The 17,716-nt window shown below is 69.7% G+C and carries 10 protein-coding genes, 1 rRNA gene and 1 other annotated feature; all 11 genes read left to right on the top strand.

Annotated features, from left to right (window positions below; all coding sequences use genetic code 11):
* Window positions 1-110: 110 nt before the first annotated feature.
* The 11 genes from AC1DUE_RS10105 (at window position 111) to murJ (ending at window position 17,707) form a co-directional block, all read left to right on the top strand.
* A 16S ribosomal RNA gene (locus AC1DUE_RS10105) occupies window positions 111-1,632 on the top strand.
* 454 nt (window positions 1,633-2,086) lie between these two features.
* Window positions 2,087-5,300: a sequence feature (most likely nonfunctional fraction of RNA operon), on the top strand.
* A 1,844-nt stretch (window positions 5,301-7,144) separates the two neighbouring features.
* The gene (locus AC1DUE_RS10100) at window positions 7,145-8,104 is read left to right on the top strand and encodes a hypothetical protein (RefSeq protein ID WP_477039269.1); all 960 of its coding nucleotides are present in this window, start codon (window positions 7,145-7,147) and stop codon (window positions 8,102-8,104) included.
* Window positions 8,101-9,135 (top strand): HAD-IIA family hydrolase, encoded by a 1,035-nt coding sequence (locus tag AC1DUE_RS10095; RefSeq protein ID WP_477039268.1) that lies wholly within the window; start codon window positions 8,101-8,103, stop codon window positions 9,133-9,135. The genes AC1DUE_RS10100 and AC1DUE_RS10095 overlap by 4 nt, the downstream gene beginning before the upstream one ends.
* A gap of 120 nt (window positions 9,136-9,255) precedes the next feature.
* The gene (locus AC1DUE_RS10090; RefSeq protein WP_477039267.1) at window positions 9,256-9,441 is read left to right on the top strand and encodes a hypothetical protein; all 186 of its coding nucleotides are present in this window, start codon (window positions 9,256-9,258) and stop codon (window positions 9,439-9,441) included.
* A gap of 7 nt (window positions 9,442-9,448) precedes the next feature.
* Window positions 9,449-10,252, top strand: coding sequence for a TlyA family RNA methyltransferase (locus AC1DUE_RS10085; protein WP_477039266.1), 804 nt, complete (start codon window positions 9,449-9,451; stop codon window positions 10,250-10,252).
* Window positions 10,249-11,142, top strand: a complete 894-nt coding sequence (locus tag AC1DUE_RS10080; protein WP_477039265.1) for an NAD kinase — start codon at window positions 10,249-10,251, stop codon at window positions 11,140-11,142. The genes AC1DUE_RS10085 and AC1DUE_RS10080 overlap by 4 nt, the downstream gene beginning before the upstream one ends.
* Entirely contained in the window at window positions 11,139-12,863 is a 1,725-nt protein-coding gene (gene recN, locus AC1DUE_RS10075; protein ID WP_477039264.1) for a DNA repair protein RecN, read from the top strand. Before AC1DUE_RS10080 ends, recN begins: the two co-directional genes overlap by 4 nt.
* 6 nt (window positions 12,864-12,869) lie before the next feature.
* Window positions 12,870-14,054: a putative cytokinetic ring protein SteA gene (steA, locus tag AC1DUE_RS10070; protein ID WP_477039263.1), complete on the top strand. Its 1,185-nt coding sequence runs from the start codon at window positions 12,870-12,872 to the stop codon at window positions 14,052-14,054.
* A 76-nt stretch (window positions 14,055-14,130) separates the two neighbouring features.
* The gene (locus tag AC1DUE_RS10065; RefSeq protein WP_477039262.1) at window positions 14,131-15,162 is read left to right on the top strand and encodes a copper transporter; all 1,032 of its coding nucleotides are present in this window, start codon (window positions 14,131-14,133) and stop codon (window positions 15,160-15,162) included.
* Window positions 15,159-16,037: a hypothetical protein gene (locus tag AC1DUE_RS10060; RefSeq protein WP_477039261.1), complete on the top strand. Its 879-nt coding sequence runs from the start codon at window positions 15,159-15,161 to the stop codon at window positions 16,035-16,037. The genes AC1DUE_RS10065 and AC1DUE_RS10060 overlap by 4 nt, the downstream gene beginning before the upstream one ends.
* The gene (murJ, locus tag AC1DUE_RS10055) at window positions 16,034-17,707 is read left to right on the top strand and encodes a murein biosynthesis integral membrane protein MurJ (protein WP_477039260.1); all 1,674 of its coding nucleotides are present in this window, start codon (window positions 16,034-16,036) and stop codon (window positions 17,705-17,707) included. The genes AC1DUE_RS10060 and murJ overlap by 4 nt, the downstream gene beginning before the upstream one ends.
* Window positions 17,708-17,716: the final 9 nt, after the last annotated feature.

Genomic DNA, 17,716 nt, shown 5'->3' with positions numbered 1-17,716 from the left:
AGGCGATGCCACATACAGCCGAATCTGATTGGTTCGCCGGGTTGAACCGGTGGGACCGTTTCGTTTTGTCGGTTGCTTCAGCGCTTTGGTGTTGGGGTGCCATGTAGACATTTACGGAGAGTTTGATTCTGGCTCAGGACGAACGCTGGCGGCGTGCTTAACACATGCAAGTCGAACGGTGATGACCAGCTTGCTGGTCTGATCAGTGGCGAACGGGTGAGTAACACGTGAGCAACCTGCCCTTCACTCTGGGATAACCACGGGAAACGGTGGCTAATACCGGATACGAGACGCACACGCATGTGTAGTGTCTGGAAAGATTTATCGGTGGGGGATGGGCTCGCGGCCTATCAGCTTGTTGGTGGGGTAGTGGCCTACCAAGGCGACGACGGGTAGCCGGCCTGAGAGGGCGACCGGCCACACTGGGACTGAGACACGGCCCAGACTCCTACGGGAGGCAGCAGTGGGGAATATTGCACAATGGGCGCAAGCCTGATGCAGCGACGCCGCGTGAGGGATGACGGCCTTCGGGTTGTAAACCTCTTTCAGCAGGGAAGAAGCGCAAGTGACGGTACCTGCAGAAGAAGCGCCGGCTAACTACGTGCCAGCAGCCGCGGTAATACGTAGGGCGCAAGCGTTGTCCGGAATTATTGGGCGTAAAGAGCTCGTAGGCGGTTTGTCGCGTCTGCTGTGAAAACCTAAGGCTCAACCTTGGGCTTGCAGTGGGTACGGGCAGACTAGAGTGCGGTAGGGGTGACTGGAATTCCTGGTGTAGCGGTGGAATGCGCAGATATCAGGAGGAACACCGATGGCGAAGGCAGGTCACTGGGCCGCAACTGACGCTGAGGAGCGAAAGCATGGGGAGCGAACAGGATTAGATACCCTGGTAGTCCATGCCGTAAACGTTGGGCACTAGGTGTGGGGCTCATTCCACGAGTTCCGTGCCGCAGCAAACGCATTAAGTGCCCCGCCTGGGGAGTACGGCCGCAAGGCTAAAACTCAAAGAAATTGACGGGGGCCCGCACAAGCGGCGGAGCATGCGGATTAATTCGATGCAACGCGAAGAACCTTACCAAGGCTTGACATACACCGGAAAAGTGCAGAGATGTGCTCCCCGTAAGGTCGGTGTACAGGTGGTGCATGGTTGTCGTCAGCTCGTGTCGTGAGATGTTGGGTTAAGTCCCGCAACGAGCGCAACCCTCGTCCCATGTTGCCAGCGGGTTATGCCGGGGACTCATGGGAGACTGCCGGGGTCAACTCGGAGGAAGGTGGGGATGACGTCAAATCATCATGCCCCTTATGTCTTGGGCTTCACGCATGCTACAATGGCCGGTACAAAGGGCTGCGATACCGCGAGGTGGAGCGAATCCCAAAAAGCCGGTCTCAGTTCGGATTGGGGTCTGCAACTCGACCCCATGAAGTCGGAGTCGCTAGTAATCGCAGATCAGCAACGCTGCGGTGAATACGTTCCCGGGCCTTGTACACACCGCCCGTCAAGTCACGAAAGTCGGTAACACCCGAAGCCAGTGGCCCAACTCGTAAGAGGGGGAGCTGTCGAAGGTGGGACTGGCGATTGGGACTAAGTCGTAACAAGGTAGCCGTACCGGAAGGTGCGGCTGGATCACCTCCTTTCTAAGGAGCATCTGGCACTGGCCGTCCCTGTCATGGGGTGCGGKGATGGTGTCCAGGCCCGTTGTCCCTGCCGAACGAGTGGGGGACGGTGCTCAAGGGTGGAACATCGACTATGGCCGGCTTTCGAGCTGGTGGCGCCTAGTACGCCGCARCCCTTCGGGGTTCGGGTGGGAACGGTGAGCTGCCAGGGAGAGGGTCGGCTGGGCATGCTGTTGGGTCCTGAGGGAACAGCCGGAAGGTTGTTGTCTCGGGGTCGCTACACACGCGGTCTGCATCTTCGGGTGCGGGTCGGGGTGTGAGGGACTGCGGGCTGGTACCGCTCGGTCGAACCGCCCACGCGATCGACGCTGCAAAGCGTTGGTGGTGTGGGTAGGCGCTGGGGTGAGGGTGCCGGAGCCGGTCGTAGCTTGAGAACTGCACAGTGGACGCGAGCATCTTTTTGAATGATCTTTGTGGTCAAGTTTATAAGGGCACAGGGTGGATGCCTTGGCACTAGGAGCCGAAGAAGGACGTTGTAGCCTGCGATAAGCCTCGGGGAGTTGGCAAACGAACCGTGATCCGAGGATGTCCGAATGGGGAAACCCCGCACGAGTCATGTCGTGTGACCCGCACCTGAATATATAGGGTGTGTGGAGGGAACGGCGGGAAGTGAAACATCTCAGTACCGCCAGGAAGAGATATTCCGTGAGTAGTGGCGAGCGAAAGCGGATCAGGCCAAACCGTGTACGTGTTCAAGCCGGCAGGCGTTGCGTGCACGGGGTTGTGGGACCTTTCAGCTGGTTCTGCCGAATCAGCAGGGAGTCAGAAAGTCGCGTCATAGTCGAAGGGCATTGAAAGGCCCGGCACAGAGGGTGTGACCCCCGTAGACGAAATGGCGTGGCCTCCCGAAGGGGATCCCAAGTAGCTCCGGGCCCGAGAAACCTGGAGTGAATCTGCACAGACCACTGTGTAAGCCTAAATACTACCTAGTGACCGATAGCGGACAAGTACCGTGAGGGAAAGGTGAAAAGTACCCCGGGAGGGGAGTGAAATAGTACCTGAAACCGTGTGCCTACAATCCGTTGGAGCCTCCCTAGCAGGGGTGACAGCGTGCCTTTTGAAGAATGAGCCTGCGAGTTAGTGGTACGTGGCGAGGTTAACCCGTGTGGGGAAGCCGTAGCGAAAGCGAGTCCGAATAGGGCGATTCAGTCGCGTGCTCTAGACCCGAAGCGGAGTGATCTAGCCATGGGCAGGTTGAAGCGCGGGTAAGACCGCGTGGAGGACCGAACCCACCAGGGTTGAAAACCTGGGGGATGACCTGTGGTTAGGGGTGAAAGGCCAATCAAACTCCGTGATAGCTGGTTCTCCCCGAAATGCATTTAGGTGCAGCGTCACGTGTTTCTTGCCGGAGGTAGAGCTACTGGATAGCCGATGGGCCCCACCAGGTTACTGACGTTAGCCAAACTCCGAATGCCGGTAAGCCAGAGCGTGGCAGTGAGACTGCGGGGGATAAGCTCCGTAGTCGAGAGGGAAACAGCCCAGACCACCAGCTAAGGCCCCTAAGCGTATGCTAAGTGGGAAAGGATGTGGAGTTGCACAGACAACCAGGAGGTTGGCTTAGAAGCAGCCACCCTTGAAAGAGTGCGTAATAGCTCACTGGTCAAGTGATTCCGCGCCGACAATGTAGCGGGGCTCAAGTATACCGCCGAAGCTGTGGCATTCACACATCGCTAAGCCTTCGTGGTTCAGGCGTGTGGATGGGTAGGGGAGCGTCGTGTGGCGAGTGAAGTCGCGGGGGAACCCAGCGGTGGACGCCACACGAGTGAGAATGCAGGCATGAGTAGCGAATGACGGGTGAGAAACCCGTCCGCCGAATGACCAAGGGTTCCAGGGCCAGGCTAATCCGCCCTGGGTAAGTCGGGACCTAAGGCGAGGCCGACAGGCGTAGTCGATGGACAACGGGTTGATATTCCCGTACCGGCGAAGAACCGCCCATACCGAGCCCGGTGATGCTAAAYGCCCGAAGCACCGCATCGTCCCTTCGGGGACACCGTGGTGTGGAGCGCGTGACCCGAACCGGTAGTAGGTAAGCGTATTAACAGGGGTGACGCAGGAAGGTAGCCGAGCGTGGCGATGGTAGTCCACGTCTAAGGTCGTAGGGCGAGGTGTAGGCAAATCCGCACCTCATACAGCCTGAGAGCTGACAGTGACCGCGAATGCGGGAAATCGGTGATCCTATGCTGCCAAGAAAAGCCTCGACGCGAGGTTCTAGCCGCCCGTACCCCAAACCGACTCAGGTGGTCAGGTAGAGAATACCAAGGCGATCGAGAGAATCGTGGTTAAGGAACTCGGCAAAATGCCCCCGTAACTTCGGGAGAAGGGGGGCCTGAAGCGTGAACCGACTTGCTCGGGGAGCGTGAAGGGCCGCAGAGACCAGGGAGAAGCGACTGTTTACTAAAAACACAGGTCCGTGCGAAGTCGCAAGACGATGTATACGGACTGACGCCTGCCCGGTGCTGGAAGGTTAAGAGGACGGGTCAGCCGCAAGGCGAAGCTCAGAATTTAAGCCCCAGTAAACGGCGGTGGTAACTATAACCATCCTAAGGTAGCGAAATTCCTTGTCGGGTAAGTTCCGACCTGCACGAATGGCGTAACGACTTCTCCGCTGTCTCAACCGCGAACTCGGCGAAATTGCACTACGAGTAAAGATGCTCGTTACGCGCAGCAGGACGGAAAGACCCCGGGACCTTTACTATAGCTTGGTATTGGTGTTCGGTGCGGCTTGTGTAGGATAGGTGGGAGACTGTGAAGCCGGCACGCCAGTGTCGGTGGAGTCAACGTTGAAATACCACTCTGGTCGCTCTGGATATCTAACCTCGGTCCGTGATCCGGACTAGGGACAGTGCCTGGTGGGTAGTTTAACTGGGGCGGTTGCCTCCTAAAATGTAACGGAGGCGCTCAAAGGTTCCCTCAGCCTGGTTGGCAATCAGGTGGCGAGTGCAAGTGCACAAGGGAGCTTGACTGTGAGACTGACAGGTCGAGCAGGGACGAAAGTCGGAACTAGTGATCCGGCGGTGGCTTGTGGAAGCGCCGTCGCTCAACGGATAAAAGGTACCCCGGGGATAACAGGCTGATCTTGCCCAAGAGTCCATATCGACGGCATGGTTTGGCACCTCGATGTCGGCTCGTCGCATCCTGGGGCTGGAGTAGGTCCCAAGGGTTGGGCTGTTCGCCCATTAAAGCGGTACGCGAGCTGGGTTTAGAACGTCGTGAGACAGTTCGGTCCCTATCCGCTGCGCGCGCAGGAAACTTGAGAAGGGCTGTCCCTAGTACGAGAGGACCGGGACGGACGAACCTCTGGTGTGCCAGTTGTTCCGCCAGGAGCACGGCTGGTTGGCTACGTTCGGAAGGGATAACCGCTGAAAGCATCTAAGCGGGAAGCCTGCTTCAAGATGAGGTTTCCATGGGGACTTGATCCCCGAGAGGCTCCCAGCTAGACCACTGGGTAGATAGGCCGGATGTGGAAGAGGGGACGAAAGACCCTCGCAGCTGGTTTGACAACTCGACAACGTTACGGCGGTCATAGCGAAGGGGAAACGCCCGGTCCCATTCCGAACCCGGAAGCTAAGCCCTTCAGCGCCGATGGTACTGCACTCGCCAGGGTGTGGGAGAGTAGGACGCCGCCGGACATCATTCAGGAAGAGCCATCCCTCGCGGGGTGGCTCTTTCCTGTTTCCGTACACATTGCGCGCAGCGTCGGGCGCATTCATGACTTATGCAGGCTGCACTTCGTGCTCCGCCCTCGCCTCCGCCGCCGTTCGGCGCGAGAGACCGGGGATGAGACGATGGTGCGGTCGAACCCGACGAGGAGAGCACACAGATGAACAGCGATGACCGTGCCAAGGGCACATCCGACGACCGAGGTCGGTCGGGCGGTGCCAGCGGCGGCCGATCCGGAAGCGGATCGAGCTCGCAGCGCGGCTCGAGCGGCTCGCAGGGCCGCGGAGGCGCATCGGGCGGTGATCGCAGTCGTTCCGGTGGAGCGCCCTACGGCGGCTCCCGGGACGGCGGTTCGCGCAGCGGTTCCACTGGCGGGCGTCCTCCCGCGGGCCGCGACGACCGCGGTGGCCGGCCGTCCTACGGTTCGGGCGGCGGCGAGCGGTCCTCGGGCGGCGGTTCCTACGGACGTCCGAGCGGCGGTTCGGCCGGTGGCGGTAGGCCGTCCTACGGCGACCGTCCCGGCTCCTCGGACCGTTCGGGTTCGGGCGGCTCGGGCTATGGCAACCGGTCGTCGTCGGGGCGGGGCGATCGTCCCGCGTACGGCGGGGCCCGCGGTGACGACCGTTCGGGTCGCCCGCCTTCCGGTGGCCGTGACGGACGTCCGCCCTACAACGGTGCGTCGCGCGGCGAGCACCCCACCTACTCCGGGCGCACCGACCGTCCGCCGTTCAGCGACCGTCCCCGCGGGGAGCGTTCGGGCGACCGGCCCTACGGCGACCGGCCCCGCTCGGGAGCGCCCTCGTCGGGGGATCGTCCGTCTTCCTACGGCCGAGGTCGGGACGAGCGCCCGGCCTCCAGCGACCGTTCGCAGGGTGGTCGCCCGTCGTACGGTGACCGTCCGCGGACCGATCGGCCCTCCTACGGCGAGCGTCCCTCGTCCGGTGACCGCTCGCGCAGCGATCGTCCCGCCTACGGTGACCGTCCCTCCGGCGGCGACAGGTCGCGCAGCGATCGCCCGTCGTACGGCGACCGTGCTCAGGGGGGTCGCGCCTCGTACGGCGACCGTTCGCAGGGCGATCGCTCGTCGAGCTCCGGCCGCCCCTCGTACGGCGACCGTCCGGCGTCCGGTGGGCGCCCGTCCTACGGCGCCCGGAGCGACCGCCCCGCGTCGGGTGGTCGTCCCTCCTACGGTGACCGTTCGCGCGACGACCGCCGGGGCGAGCGTTCGTCGTTCGGTCCGGCCGGCGCCAGCGATCGCGGGACCTACGGCGACCGTTCCGGCTCGGACCGTCAGGGCTCGGCGCCTCGTCGTCCCGCCGGTGACCGTCCGCGCACGGACCGCCCGCCCTACAGCGACCGGAACGAGCGTCCGCGTACCGACCGTCCCGCCTACGGCGACCGGAACGACCGTTCGTCGAGCGATCGTCCGCGTGCAGACCGTCCGGCCTACGGCGACCGCGTCGACCGTCCCCGTACGGACCGGCCCGCCTACGGCGACCGGAACGACCGGTCCGGCAGCGAGCGTCCGCGTACCGACCGCCCGTCCACGGGACGGCCGCCGAGCGACCGCCCGCGTACGGACCGTCCGGCCACCGGGCGCAGCGACCGCCCGGCGACGAACGACCGGCGGCCCCCGTCCAGCGACCGCGGTCGCCCGGCGTACGGCGCAGCTGCCGTCGCCGGCGCGCGTGGCGCACAGGGCGCGGGTGACCGGCGCGACGACGACAAGCGGCTGACCAGGCCGCCCCAGGAGGAGCGCGTCCAGGCGCCCGAGATCCCCGAGGACGTCGTCTTCGCTGACCTCGACCGTTCCGTGCGCGGACGCCTGCGGACGCTCAGCAAGGACAACGCCGACGGTGTCGGCCGCCACCTGGTGATGGTGGGCAGGCTGCTCGACACCGACCCCGAGCTGGCCTACGAGCACGCTCAGGCGGCCGTGCGCCGTGCTGGTCGCGTGGACGTCGTGCGCGAGGCGGCCGGTCTGGCTGCGTACCGCACGGCCCGCTACGCGGAGGCCCTGCGCGAGCTGCGCACGGTCCGACGCCTCAACGGCTCGTCGGAGCACCTCGCGATCATGGCCGACTGCGAACGCGGTCTCGGGCGTCCGGAGCGTGCTCTGGCGCTCGCGCAGGAGCCCGAGGCGGAGACGCTCGACGCCGAGGCGCAGATCGAGCTGGCGATGGTCGTGAGCGGGGCCCGCCTCGACCTCGGGCAGCCCGAGGCGGCCGTGGCCGCGCTGGCGACCGACGTCGTGCGGGCCGGCACCGGGATCGTCGCGATCCGCGTCGCCCAGGCGCGGTCGGCGGCCCTCGAGGCGGCCGGGCTGGTGGACGAGGCGGCGGCCGAGCTGGCGCCCTACACGCAGGACCAGCTCGACGAGGCCGCGGGCGACGTGGAGCCGGACGAGGAGTTCGTCTCGTTCGACCTCAGCGAGTTCGACGCCGAGGGGGAGTACGAGGACTACCCGGTCGAGGCCTCCGGCGACGCGGGCACGTCCGAGCTGGCGGAAGCCGAGCTGGACGACGACGCGGCCGACGAGGACGACGACGAAGCGCTGGCCGAGGCGGAGGCGCTCCTGGCCGACGACGAGTCCGAGGACAACGAGTCCGAGGACAACGAGTCCGACGACGACGACGGCGACGACGAGTCCGACGACGACGGCGACGACGAGTCCGACGACGACGGCTCGAAGGTCGACGTCGGAAAGAACGACGCCGGCGACAGCGCCGCCGACGCGAGCGACAGCACGGACGAGGGCGAGGGCGATCGGTGACGGAGCCGGTAACTCTGATCGGGTCGGCCACGCCGCTCGCGGACCGGTTCGACCTGGCGCTCGTCGACCTGGACGGGGTCGCGTACAAGGGTCACGACCCGATCGACGGCGCCGCGGAGGGACTCACCTCGGCGCGCGAGCGCGGCATGCGTCTGGTGTTCGTCACCAACAACGCGTCCCGTGAGCCGGAGTCGGTCGCGGACCAGCTGACCGGGCTCGGCATCGCCACGCAGGCGGCCGAGGTCATGACGGCGGCGCAGGCAGCGGCCCAGCTGCTCGCGTCCCGGCTGCCGGCCGGCGAGAAGGTGCTCGTCGTCGGCGGCGCCGGCCTCGTCACCGCGGTCCGGTCGGCCGGGTACGAGGTCGTGTTCTCCGCCGACGACGAGCCGGTCGCCGTCGCCCAGGGCTTCGCGCCCGAGGTCGGCTGGGCGCAGCTCGCCGAGGCCGCGTACGCGATCGAGCGGGGCGCCTGGCACGTGGCGTCGAACCTGGACCTGAGCCTGCCGACCGCGCGCGGCTTCGCGCCCGGCAACGGGTCGCTCGTCGGGGCCGTGCGGGCGGCCACCGGTGTCACCCCGGACAGCGCGGGCAAGCCGTCTCCGACGATGTACCACATGGCGGTCGAGCGGGTCGGCGCGCGGGAGACGCTCGTCGTGGGCGATCGTCTCGACACCGACCTCGCGGGTGCGCGTGCGGGCGGCTTCGTCGGGCTCCACGTGCTCACGGGCGTGAGCTCGGCGCGCGACGACGTGCTGGCCGGCCCCGGGGAGCGTCCGCACCTGATCGGCGCCGACCTGCTCTCGCTGCTCGTCGCGCACCCCGAGCCCGTCCGTGCCGCCGACGGTTGGTGGACGTGCCGCGAGGCGTCCGCGCGCATCGTCGACGGCGCTCTGGAGCTCGGCCGTTACGAGCCGTCGAGCATGGAGGACCGGGTCGACGTGGCGCGTGCCGCCTGTGCGGCGGCGTGGGCGGCGGCCGACGAGGGTGTGGAGATCGACGCGACCACAGTCCCGGAGCTGGCGACGGCCTGACGGTCGCCGTGTGTGCCGGACGAGCGGCGTGGGACATCCCAGGTAGCGTGGGCGCGTCCGGGCACGGCTCGATCGACGGGCTGCTCGTCGGCGGCGGACCAACCACGTGGAGGCAGTGCAGTGAGCGAGAGGGTCGACGCGGCCGAGGGTGCAGACGACGGTGACGCCACGACGGCGGACGCCGCGGTCGACGAGGCGCTGTCGCGGCTGGCCGGGCTCGAGGACCAGCCGGTGCGTGCCCACGTCGCAGTGTTCGATGCGGTCCACGGCGCGCTGCAGGACCGGCTCGCCGACGCCGAGGGCTGACCGGCACGTGACCACTCGCCTCGACACCGAGCTCGTGCGCCGCGGCCTGGCCCGCTCGCGCAAGCACGCGGGCGACCTGATCGCGTCGGGACGCGTCGCCGTGGACGGCCTGCCGGCGGCGCGCAGCGCGGTCCAGGTGACCGACGACCGCACGGTCACGGTGCAGCCGGACGACGACGACCCCGAGTACGCCTCCCGCGCGGGGCACAAGCTGGCCGGCGCGCTGGACGCGTTCGAGGCGATCACGGTCCAGGGACGGCGCTGCCTGGACGCCGGGGCGAGCACGGGTGGCTTCACCGACGTGCTGCTGCGTCGCGGCGCCGAGCACGTGGTCGCGGTCGACGTGGGTCACGACCAGATGGTCGACGCGCTGCGGTCCGACCCGCGCGTGGACGTCCGCGAGGGCGTCAACGTCCGGTCGCTGGCGGCCGGCGACGTCGACCCGGCTCCGACGCTCGTCGTCGCCGACCTCTCGTTCATCTCGTTGACGCTCGTGCTGCCGGCCCTCGCCGACGTCGCGACGCCCGACGCCGACCTCGTCCTCATGGTCAAGCCGCAGTTCGAGGTCGGCCGCGAGCGTCTGGGGTCCGGCGGAGTGGTCCGGCTGCCGTCGCTGTGGGTCGACGCCGTCCTCGCCGTGGCCGACGCGGCCGCACGGCTGGGACTGGGGGTCCGCGACGTCGTGCGCAGCCCGCTGCCCGGCCCGAGCGGCAACGTCGAGTTCTTCGTGTGGCTGCACCGACAGGACGGGACACCGTCCGTCGACACCGAGCGCATCCGCGCGGCGGTCCTTGCCGAGGGGGAGCGATGAGCCGTCGGGCACTGGTGGTGACGCACGGCGGCCGCGAGGAGGCCGTCTCGGCCACGAGGGACGCGGTCGCGGCGCTCGAGCGGGCCGGCGTCGAGCCCGTGCTCGCGGCGGAGGACGCGGTCGCCGCGGACCTGCCGACGTTCGAGCTGGCGATCGTGCTGGGCGGCGACGGGACGATCCTGCGCGCGGCCGAGCTCACGCGCGGCACGTCCGTGCCACTGCTCGGCGTGAACCTGGGGCACGTCGGGTTCCTGGCCGAGAGCGAGCGCGACGACATCGGCGAGGCCGTGCGGCGGCTGACCGCGGGCGAGTTCGACGTCGAGGAGCGCGGCACGCTCGACGTGCGGGTGCTGGGCAGCGACGGTTCGCTCGGCACGGGCTGGGCCCTGAACGAGGCGGCGCTGGAGAAGGTCGACCGCTCGCGCATGCTCGAGGTGCTCGTCGAGGTCGACGGGCACCCGCTGTCGTCCTTCGGGTGCGACGGGATCGTCGCCGCGACGGCCACCGGGTCGACCGCGCACGCGTTCTCGGCGGGTGGGCCGGTCGTCTGGCCGGACGTCGACGGGATGATCCTGGTGCCTATCGCCGCGCACGCGCTGTTCGCCCGGCCGCTCGTGGTGGGTCCGCGGAGCATGCTCGCGGTCGAGGTCCTGGAGCGCTCGCCCGCCGCCGGGCTGGTCACGCTGGACGGTCGTCGGCGGCTCGAGGTCCCGCTCGGTTCGCGCGTGGAGGTCCGGCGCAGCGACATACCGGTGCGGCTGGCCAGGCTGACCCCGGCGCCGTTCACCACCCGACTGGTGAACAAGTTCGCGCTGCCGGTCGACGGATGGCGGGGGCGTCCGAGCGGCGCGGCCCGCCTGCCGCGCAACGGTGAAGGAGGGGCCGGATGATCGAGGAGATCCGGATCGACAACCTCGGCGTCATCGGCCGGGCCCACCTGGAGCTCGGGGCCGGGCTGACGGTCATCACGGGCGAGACCGGCGCAGGCAAGACGATGGTGCTCACGGCGCTCGGCCTGCTGCTCGGCGGCAAGGCCGACCCAGCGACCGTGCGGACCGGTGCGACGTCGGCCGCGGTCGAGGGACGCGTGACCCTCGAGCCCGGCTCGGCCGCGCTCGCCCGGGCGGCCGAGGCGGGCGCCGACCTCGACGACGACGGCAGTCTGGTGCTCGTGCGGACGGTCGGTGCGGGGACCGCCGGCCGGTCGCGCGCGTTCCTGGGCGGACGGTCCGTGCCGCAGACAGTGCTGTCGGAGCTGGCCGACGCGCTCGTGACCGTGCACGGCCAGGCGGACCAGGCGCGTCTGCGCTCGCCCTCCCACCAGCGCGACGCGCTCGACGCCTTCGTCGGCACCGAGCACCGGGACGCCCTCGGGCTCTACCGCGCGGCGTGGACCGAGCGTGCGCGGGTGGACGCCGAGCTGACCGAGCTCGTCGACCGTGCGCGCGACCGGTTGCGCGAGGCCGAGCTGCTGCGCCTGGGGCTCGCCGAGGTCGAGCGGGTGGACCCGCAGGCCGGAGAGGACGTCGCCCTGGCCGAGGAGGTCGAGCGGCTCGCCCACGCGGAGGACCTGCGCGCGGCCGCGAACGGAGCGCACTCGGCGCTCGTCGGCGGCGAGGTCGAGGACGCCACGGCCGCCGTCGCGACGATCGACCAGGCGCGCCGGCTGCTCGAGCACGAGGGCGCTCACGATCCCGCGCTCGCCGCGCTCGCGACGAGGATCGCCGAGGCCGGCTACCTGCTGGCCGACGCCGCGACCGACCTCGCCGGCTACCTGGAGGACCTGCAGGCAGACCCGCTGCGGCTGGACGCCGCCCAGCGCCGCCGCGCGGACCTGGCGTCCCTGACCAGGAGCTACGGCTCGACGGTCGACGAGGTGCTCGCCTGGGCGGACTCGGCCGGGAGGCGGCTCCTCGACCTCGACGGCGGCGACCAACGGATCGCGGCGCTCGAGGCCGAGCGCGCGGCCCTGGACAGCGAGCTGACGACGCAGGCGCGACGCATCTCGGCGGGCCGTCGGGACGGGGCGACCAAGCTGGCGGCCGTCGTCTCGGAGGAGTTGTCTGGGCTGGCGATGGGGGGCGCGGAGCTGCAGATCCTCGTCGAGGAGCTGGAGGAGCCGGGTCCGCACGGCGCCGACCGGGTGGAGATGCTGCTCGTCCCGCACGCCGGTGCGCCCGCGCGCCCGCTCGGCAAGGGCGCGTCCGGCGGCGAGCTGTCCCGTGTGATGCTGGCGATCGAGGTCGCGCTCGCCACGGCACCGGACTCGGGCGCCACGCGGCCGGGCACGTTCGTGTTCGACGAGGTCGACGCGGGCGTCGGCGGGCGCGCAGCGATCGAGGTCGGGCGACGGCTGGCGGAGCTGGCGCAGGGCACGCAGGTGCTCGTCGTGACGCACCTCGCGCAGGTGGCGGCCTTCGCGGACCGGCACCTCGTGGTGACCAAGTCGATCGCCGACGGGGTCGATGTGGTCACCGAGTCGGACGTGCGTTTCGTCACGAACGACGACCGTGTACGCGAGCTCGCCCGCATGCTGTCGGGCCAGGAGGACTCGAACGCCGCGCGGACGCACGCCGCGGAGCTTCTGGAGCTCTCGTCCGTGGGACGATGAGCGACGATGAGAGCATCCCTGCGCAAACGCACCGCTGTGCCCGAATCCGGCGTCGTCGCCGGTCCGGCCCGGGTCGACCCACGCACCAAGGGCCTCACCAAGCGGCTCAAGCCCGGTGACATCGCGGTCATCGACCACCTCGACCTCGACCGCGTGTCGGCCGAGGCGCTGGTCGCGTGCCAGCCCGCCGCGGTCCTGAACGCCGCACGCTCCACCTCGGGCCGCTACCCGAACCTCGGGCCGGAGATCCTCATCGGCGCCGGCATCCCGCTGGTCGACGACCTCGGCGCGGACGTCATGTCGCTCACCGAGGGACACCGCCTCCGCGTGGTCGACGGCTCCGTGTTCGACGGCGAGACCCTCGTCGCCGAGGGCGTCACGCAGACCGCCGAGACCGTCGCCGCGGCGATGGAGGAGGCCCGCGCCGGGCTCTCCGTGCAGCTCGAGTCGTTCGCGGCGAACACGATGGACTACCTGCGTCGCGAGCGGGACCTGCTGCTCGACGGCGTCGGCGTCCCGGAGATCAGCACGCACATCGACGGCCGGCAGGTGCTGATCGTCGTCCGCGGGTACCACTACAAGGAAGACCTCGTCACGCTGCGCCCCTACATCCGCGAGTACCGACCGGTGCTCATCGGTGTCGACGGGGGAGCGGACGCGATCCTGGACGCCGGCTGGCGGCCGGACATGATCGTCGGCGACATGGACTCGGTCTCCGACCGCGCGCTCACGTGCGGCGCCGAGGTGATCGTGCACGCCTACCGCGACGGCCGGGCTCCCGGCCTGGCGCGGGTCGAGCAGCTCGACGTCCCGCACGTGGTCTTCCCCGCGACCGGCACCAGCGAGGACGTCGCGATGCTGCTGGCCGACGACAAGGGCGCCGAGCTCATCGTCGCCGTCGGCACGCACGCCACGCTCGTCGAGTTCCTCGACAAGGGCCGGTCGGGCATGGCGAGCACGTTCCTGACGCGACTGCGCGTGGGCAGCAAGCTCGTCGACGCCAAGGGTGTCTCGCGGCTCTACCGGAACCGCATCTCCAACGTCCAGCTCACGCTGCTCGTCCTCGCGGGCCTCCTCGCGCTCGGGGTCGCGCTGGCGTCCACCGCCGCCGGGCAGACGATGATCGGCCTGATCGGCGCCCGCATCGACGACATGACGTCGTGGGTCCGCGGCCTGTTCGACGGGCTGTGACCATGCACGCGACCGACCACCTGCACCTGCTTCCGGCCCCCACCGCCGGGCCCGTACCCGACGGAGACTGCGCACGATGATCGACTTCCGCTACCACGTCGTCTCCCTGATCTCGGTGTTCCTGGCCCTGGCCGTGGGCATCGCGCTCGGCGCCGGCCCGCTGAAGGAGACCATCGGCGACACCCTGACCGGCCAGGTCGAGCAGCTGCGCGCCGAGAAGGACGCGCTCCGCACCGAGCTGGACGGCACGACGAACGCCCTGAAGGACTCCGAGAGCTACATCGACGCCTCGGGTCCGCAGCTGCTCGACGGCGCGCTGACCGGCCGTCGTGTCGCCGTCGTCGCCCTGGGTGAGGTGCCGGAGAACACGCGCACCGCCCTCGACCAGCGGCTCGACCAGTCCGGCGCGACGGTCACGGCGCACGTCACGCTCACGGACATGTGGACCGATCCCGACCTGCGCACGTTCCGGCAGGCGCTCGTCGGCTACCTCACTCCCTACCTCGACCCGGCGCCCCCGGCCGATGCCGGCGTCGAGGCCGACCTCGCCGCCGCGCTCGTCCAGGCGCTCGTGACGGCGGACCCGGCCAACCCGGACGCGCTCTCGAACGACGCCGGCACGCTGCTCGACGCGCTCTCCTCGTCCGAGAACGGCGACAACCCGCTGGTCACGGTTGCCGACGAGGTCACGATGCCCGCCGACGCGATCGTCGTCCTGGCGGTCCCGGTCGAGCCGGTCGCCGACGGCGCCACCCCCTCGCCGGCGCCCTCCGACTCCGTGCTGGCGGCGCAGCTCGCGGTGCTCAGCGCCGCCCAGAAGATGTCCACGGGGGCCGTGCTGGCGGACGGTGCCCGCGGCAAGGGCTCGCTCACGGACGCGATCCTGGCCGACGGTGACCTCGCCGCCGCGCTGACGACCGTCTCCGGCACCGACGTCGTGACCGGGCAGATCAACGTTCCGCTCGCGCTCGCCAACCGGATCGCGGGCGTCAACGGCCACTACGGGTTCGGCGACGGTGAGACCCCGCTGCCGCCCGCCGTGGAGCTGCCCCCGGTCAGCCGGACGGCGTCGGTGCCGGAGGACACGACCGTCGGGTCCGCGCCGTGACGCACCACCTCCTGCGTCGTGCTGCCGCGGGCACGGTGGCCGGCATCGTCACCTCCGTGGTCCGTGGCGTCTTCGACGGGCAGGCGCCCGGCGGTCAGGCGCAGTGGACCCGCACGAACCATCGCGGGGAGCCGGTCAGCCTGCTCGAAGGTCCCTCGGTCGCGGCGGGTCTCCTCGCCGGCGGGCTCGTCGGCGCGACGTCCGCCCGCAGCGCCGCCGCGCTGACGGTCGCGACGGCGGCCGGTGCTGCCTTCGGGCTCGCCGACGACCTCGGGGAGGACACCGAGGACCGCCGCAAGGGTCTGCGCGGACACCTGGGCGCACTCGCGCACGGGAAGGTGACCACCGGCGGCCTCAAGGTGCTCGGCATCGGTGCGGGCGCGCTCGTCGCCGCCACGCTCGCCACCCCGCTCCACGGACGGGACGGCGGCCGGCGGTCCGCGATCGGCTGGCTGGCCGACGTCGGGACCTCCGGTGCGCTGATCGCGTCGAGCGCAAACCTGGTCAACCTCCTCGACCTGCGTCCCGGTCGGGCGCTCAAGGCGGCCGGCGTGGCGGCGGCCCCGCTGGCGTTCGGACCCGGTGCGGGCGCAGGCGCCGCGGCCGCGGTCCTCGGGGCGACGGGTGCCGCGATCGACCAGGACCTCGCCGAGGCCGACATGCTGGGCGACGGCGGCGCGAACGCGGTCGGCGCGACCCTGGGCACGGCCCTGGTCCTGTCGGCACCCCGACCGGTGCGGCTCGCGGTGCTCGCGGCCGTCGTCGGGCTGACGCTCGCGAGCGAGAAGGTCAGCTTCACCAAGGTCATCGAGCGCACGCCCGTGCTGCGCGACATCGACGCCTGGGGACGCCGCCCCGTGGACACCCGGGCGTGAGCCCCGCGGCCCGGCGCGCGGCCGCCGGCCTGGCCGGTGCGGCCGCGATGATCGCGGTCATCACCGTCGTCAGTCGTGTGCTCGGCTTCGGCCGTTGGCTCGCGCAGGCGTACGCGGTGGGCGCCGGGTCGATCGGCGACGCCTACAACACCGCCAACACACTGCCGAACGTCCTGTTCGAGGTGGCGGCCGGCGGGGCGCTCGCCGGTGCCCTGGTGCCCGTCCTGGCCGCACCGGTGGCGCGCGGGGCGCGCAAGGAGATCGACAAGACCGTCTCGGGGACGCTCGGGTGGACGCTGCTCGTCCTCGTCCCGCTCGCCCTGCTGCTGGCGCTGCTGAGCAGCCCGATCGCGCAGCTTCTGACGTCGGCCCATCCGGAGCAGACCGACATGGTCGTGCTCTTCCTGCGGGTGTTCGCGATCCAGGTGCCGATGTACGGCGTCGCGGTGCTGCTCTACGCCGTGCTCCAGGCGCACAAGCGGTTCTTCTGGCCCGCGTTCGCGCCGATCATGTCGACGCTGGTCGTGACGGCGACGTACCTCGTCTACCGGACCATGTCGAACGGTACGAAGTCCGACCCCGGTGCCCTCGACCCGGGCGCGCTCGAGGCGCTGGCGTGGGGGACGACGCTCGGCGTCGCCGCGATGTGCTTCCCGATGTTCTTCCCCGTCCGCGGCCTCGGCGTCCGGCTGCGGCCGACCCTGCGCTTCCCGCCGGGGGTCGCGCCGCGCGTCCGCTCGCTCGCGCTGGCCGGAGTCGGCGCCGTCGCGGCGCAGCAGATCGCGCTCGTCGTCGTGCTCGTCGTGTCGACGACCTGGGGCGCCGAGGGGACGTTCACGGCGTTCCTCTACTCCCAGCAGGTCTACCTCCTGCCCTACGCGGTGCTCGTGGTGCCGCTCGCGACGTCCACGTTCCCGCGGCTCGCCGCCCGGGCGAGCTCCGGCGACCGGGGCGGCTTCGCGAGGCTCGCGTCGGGCACGGTCCGGGCGGTGCTCGCCGCCGGGGCGATCGGCGCGGCCGCCGTAATCGCTGCGGCGCCTGCCGTGGCCACGATCTTCTCCACGATCGGCGACGACGACCTGACGCTGGTGCCGAAGATGACCTCGGCCCTCACCTGGATGGCGCCGGGCCTGCTGGGCTTCGCGGCCCTCTTCCACGCCTCACGCTCCCTGTACGCGCTCGAACGCGGCCGGGCGGCCGTCATCGCCAACTCGGTCGGCTGGGGCGTCATGGCGGTGGCGGTCGTCGTGCTCGTCGGGCAGGACATCCCCTCCGACGGTCCTGCCGGCACGCTCGCGGGCATCGGGGCGGGGAGCAGCCTCGGGATGTTCGTCGGCGGCACCGTCGCCCTCGTCGCGCTGGGCCGGGCCGCGGGCTGGGCGGCGCTGCGAGGGGTCCCGCGGTCGACGGTCGTCCTTGTGGGCTCCGGCGTCGTCGGCGCGCTCGTGGGCCGGTGGGTGGCGAACGCCGTCCAGGCGGTCGGCGGGGACGGCAGCCTGACGGCGCTCGGCGCGGCCGCCGGCGGGGCGATCGTCGCCACCGTGGTCGTCGGCGTCGGCCTGCTGGGGCTCGATCGGGGCGTCGTGCGGTACGTGCTGCAGGTCGAGCGGGAGCCCATCCCGGCGGTCGCGAACCGTCCCGAGGTGCCGGACCTGCCCGACGTGTCCTGACTCACCCAG

The sequence above is a fragment of the Cellulomonas sp. P4_A2 genome (assembly GCF_056402515.1).
Note: the sequence above shows the minus strand (reverse complement) of the source record. Positions and strands in the feature narration are given on the sequence as shown.